Annotated in this window: 4 protein-coding genes; 2 read left to right on the top strand and 2 right to left on the bottom strand. The window is 39.6% G+C overall.

From position 1 onward, the window contains the following. A partial coding sequence (locus ACVRWY_RS09300) for a putative cross-wall-targeting lipoprotein signal domain-containing protein (RefSeq protein ID WP_447455801.1) occupies positions 1–604 on the bottom strand: 604 nt, incomplete at its 3' end. Positions 605–773: 169 nt separating this feature from the next. Between ACVRWY_RS09300 and ACVRWY_RS09295 the strand changes: the two genes are divergently transcribed. After that, positions 774–1364, top strand: a complete 591-nt coding sequence (locus tag ACVRWY_RS09295; protein WP_000037237.1) for a type IV toxin-antitoxin system AbiEi family antitoxin domain-containing protein — start codon at positions 774–776, stop codon at positions 1362–1364. Beyond that, complete coding sequence (locus tag ACVRWY_RS09290; RefSeq protein WP_171997202.1) at positions 1361–2206, top strand: nucleotidyl transferase AbiEii/AbiGii toxin family protein; 846 nt, start codon at positions 1361–1363, stop codon at positions 2204–2206. Before ACVRWY_RS09295 ends, ACVRWY_RS09290 begins: the two co-directional genes overlap by 4 nt. A 62-nt stretch (positions 2207–2268) precedes the next feature. Here the strand turns inward: ACVRWY_RS09290 and ACVRWY_RS09285 are convergent. Further along, positions 2269–4689, bottom strand: a 2421-nt coding sequence (locus ACVRWY_RS09285) for a phage tail tip lysozyme (protein ID WP_447455800.1), incomplete at its 5' end; no start/stop codon positions are given.

Raw genomic sequence — 4689 nt, 5'->3', positions numbered from 1 at the left:
CCCAAGCATTTGTCTCCTTCCCAGTTTGGTTGGCACCTTCGTAGGCCTGTATCAGCTCCTTATTTTCTTGTTCAATTCGGACTTTTTCATCCTCATAAGCTGCTTTGTCAGCTTTGTAGGTTTCAGTAACTTCGTTGATAGCCTCAACTTGATTTTGGGCATCTGCTTCTGCTTTTGAAATTTGTTGGTTAGTTTCTGCCGCAGAAGTTGTATTTCCTAAATCCATTTGGCTATCTTCAACCGTAGAAACACCTTCAGCCTTTGCCTCTTCAACTGCTTGTGTTACCGTATCATGTGGTACGGTAACAGCAATCGCTCCATTAGATTGTCCAGTTAACGCTAAAATTTCAGTTTGTTCAGATACAGGTTTTGGCTGTGCTTCTGGTAAATTTGTGGCTGGATTCTCCGTTCGTTGGATGTTGGTGTCAACTGATGATGTGACTTCATCAGCATGTGCAACCGTTCCTCCCCAAGCAACAACAGCGGTCACCATGGTTCCAAGGGCAACGGAACATAGAGTGCGATATTTTTTACTCTTGCGAAAGACGTGTTTCTCGCCTTTTTCCTGATTGACAAGAAAGTGATGATTACATGTTTTGGTCATAAATAGTCCTTCTTTTCTTTTTTATGTAGCAACAAATTGTCACTCTTTCCTCATCATAAAAAAGAAGGCTTGATTTTGTTATCACAATAAAATGAGGGAAAAGAAAATGTTGCTTTTATACCACAAATATTGTAAAATTGTAGTGTAAAAGCAACAAGTGGGAGGCCGTATGTCAAAAAAAGAGATTCTACTCGATTTTATAGAAAAGAACAATGGAATTGTCACAAACAAAGATTGTAAAGCACTAGGTATTCCAACAATATATCTGACAAGACTAGAGAAAGAAGGCATTATCTTCCGAGTTGAAAAAGGTATTTTCCTAACCCAAAACGGAGACTATGATGAATACTACTTCTTTCAATATCGTTTTCCTAAGGCTATTTTCTCTTATATTTCGGCACTGTATCTACAACAGTTTACAGATGAAATTCCACAATATTTTGATGTGACAGTTCCTAGAGGCTACCGCTTTAATACTCCTCCAGCTAATCTAAATATTCACTTTGTCTCTAAAGAATACAGCGAGCTGGGAATGACTACTGTACCTACTCCTTTGGGAAACAACGTAAGGGTATATGATTTTGAACGTATTATTTGTGATTTTGTAATACATCGAGAAAAGATTGATTCCGAACTCTTTGTCAAGACACTTCAATCTTATGGGAACTATCCTAAAAAAAATCTAGCAAAACTCTATGAATATGCGACAAAAATGAATACTTTAGAAAAAGTTAAACAAACTCTGGAGGTTCTAATATGAACAAAGCTAAATTAACAGCACTCTGTCATAAAATATCAAAGAATACTGGTTTAACCTTTAATTCCGTCATGACCTATTACTTCCTAGAAGTCATTTTGAAAAAATTAAGTCAAAGTTCTTATTCAAATCACTATATCTTCAAAGGAGGATTCCTACTTTCGAATGTCATCGGAGTTGAATCTCGTAGCACTGTTGATATTGACTTTTTATTCCATCAAATAACACTCTCAGAAGAAACTGTTAAACAGCAACTCAAAGAAATTTTAGCAGATTCCGAAGAAGGTATATCTTTTGTGATTCAATCAATTACAGCTATTAAAGAAAGTGATGACTATGGTGGCTATCGAGCAACCATTTTGTGCCAACTTGAGAATATTAAACAAGTTATCCATTTGGATATTGCGACTGGTGATGTTGTAACTCCTCAGCCGATTACATACGACTATAAAGCTATTTTTGATGAAGACAATTTTCCAATCATTGCTTATACAATTGAAACAATTCTAGCTGAAAAACTTCAAACCATCTATTCACGTAACTTCTTGAACAGTAGAAGCAAAGATTTTTACGATGTTTATATTCTTTCAAAACTGAAGAAAGAAGACATTGACTTCATTCAGTTGAGAAATGCCTGTCAGAGAACATTTTCATATCGCGAAACAGAACTCGATTTTGTAAAGATTATTGAACTACTCGAGAGGTTCAAATCTGACCCTATTCAGAATAAACAATGGCAAAATTATTCGAAAAAATATAGCTATACAAAAGGGATTTCACTTGCAGATGTTCTTGATGAGATGATTCGTCTCATAACAGTTCTCATTTCTATAAATTCTGATTAATCGTGACAAAAAAAACACAAAAGATATGCTAACATTTATTCATTTTGTTAGCATATCCTTTTTTATTTCGTCGTATAAGCAAAACTCAAGCTACTATCCACTCCAGATAATTTACGGAAGGTGTAGTTGGGATTGCCATTGTAGTTGGTTTCTGAGATAAGGAATGAGCCATCTGGGTAGACTTTCTCCACAAAAGCCACGTGTCCGTATTCTGCTGGTGTACCATGTCCTCCTCCCGCAAAGGAAAGAATAGCTCCTGCTTGTGGACTTGTCCCTGTCTCCCCACCGAGACGTGCGGCCGTACGCACCCAGTCTTGGCCATTGCCCATGGTACTGATAATTGAAATCGTCTCACCATTTTTACCTTTAAGTTTTAGACCCAGTTGGTTGATACGGGCTGCGACTCCCCAAGTACATTGGCCGTAGGCATACCCCATCCCGTCACCACCTCCTGGAATAGAGTTCTCAAAAAGGTCTCCTCGTACAGCTTCAAGTGCTTTTGGATCGCTTTGTGCAGTCCCACCGTTGGGTTGACTAAAGCCTTTTTCAATTTGGTAATACCACTCACTTGCTCGTGTCTGACGCTCAAGTAGCTTATCCCCTGAATTTCCTTCCCAGTAAATGAGAAAGAGTTGGGCAAGACTAGCTGGACTTCCTGAATTTTTGAAGAAGTCCTTTAACCAGTTGGTGTAATAAGGACTATCCCCATGCATCATGAAATCCAGTTGTAACCCTAAGTCATACCACTTTAGATTTTTTCCTTTGGCATATTCGAGCAATAAGGTATGTCTGCGTGACCCATCTGCGGTATCTGTCCATTGGCCTAAGCCTAAACCACGTTTAAGAATATTTGGGTAACGTCCATTGTATATAGTTGGACCATTGAGTGAGAGCCAGCCCTCATCATCCCACGAACTGTCTGTCGCACCAATAGGGGGAGATAGATAGTCGCCCTCTGCACGCTTGGGATTAATAGAGGATTCTACCGACCAATTTCCTAAAATGGCCGCAATAGCTTGATTTGTCGCACCTTTGCTTTTGAGATAGTCATAAATAGTCTTTGCTCTCTCGAACTCATCACCGCCAAACTGACCGATAGTTGGAAGAATGGTGGTCTGAACCTGGATCACATTCGGAAAGTAGAAAGCTGGATTGACATAGACCAACTTATCCGTGTCATCATCAACCTTTTGATAGGTGACTTTTAGACCCGTTCCGTCTTTGGTTTGACCCATAATGTCTCCTGCCAAGACTTGTTGATTTTCACTCACTCGGCCTGAATGAATGCCAAACAAGGTTAGTTTAGTCTTATTGACTCCCTTACCAGATGTCAAAACAACGTTCTCCCCATCAAGAGATACCTTGCCATCCATCGGAGCCACAATGACTTGACCTTCTTTTGCTTCTAAGATGATATGGTGATGAAGCGTTGGTTTTTCATCAATGACCTCATAACCATATCGGTATAACATACTTAAACTATCTTCATCGGTCTGTCCCTGGAAGGGATTGTCCAATTCTTGAAGGGCTAAATAGTTGCCTTCTTCGGTCAACTCCTTTAGTTCTTCTTGGTCCTCATCTGACAGCTTGTAAGCAGGTTCTTTATACAAGTCAGACATGGATCTAATAGAGTCACCACCGTTTAAGTCCGTCCACACTTGACTGAGAAATGCTTTGTAGGTCGCACCACCTTTTTCCATGACATCGTCAAGCTTATAGTCTTGGTATTGATGATTCATGTAAACCATGACCTCATCAATTTTGGTGTAATAGGTAATCCCTTTTTCGTTAGTTCTCGTATGCTCCGCATCTTCCCACGTCATGTGGGTATAGGCTTTGGTCAATTCCATCTCATCTTGTTGAATGACACTGCTTCCTGACACACTCATGAAAAAGCTCATCATCAAAAGGAGTATCAAGAGAAGGCCTGAGACAATCCAAGTCAAAGGATTTCCCGCAAGGACAGAAAAGAAAGTCATACTTCCCTTAATGGCTTGGGCAATCCCCTTAACTCCTGCTAGACTGTGCTTTCTGGCATGCTTTAAAATGGTTTGGTAGCGACTTTGTGGTTTAAAATGTTTCTGGCGTGTGAATCCTTTTCCCTTTTTGAAGTTCTGGAATCGTTCCTTTCCATGAGAAAATTTTGTTTTGGTAAACCGCACACCAGTCTGTCCACTTTTTACTGCCACCTTACCTGCTTGATAGGTAAACCTTCCATAGCGTCTGGCTTTCAAACTAGTATCCTTCATGGTTCTTAGACCATCTAAATCATCCTCCTGTGCTATCAGGTCAAGGGATTCAGATGCAGCTAAGCCTAATCCAACTTTGACTTTGGTAGAGTTTTTCTTAGACTTTCGGACTTTCTTGAGTTGTTTAACCTCACGCTTGGCAGAACTTACGTCTTTTTCTGCACTTAGCCGATCAAATGATTTTTCTTGGTGAAACCGAAAGCGAGACTTCAGGGAAGGATTTTCTTTTTGGAA

It is taken from the genome of Streptococcus porcorum (assembly GCF_053203725.1).
The sequence above is the reverse complement of the archived record's forward strand: the minus strand, read 5'-3'. Positions and strand labels throughout refer to the sequence as shown.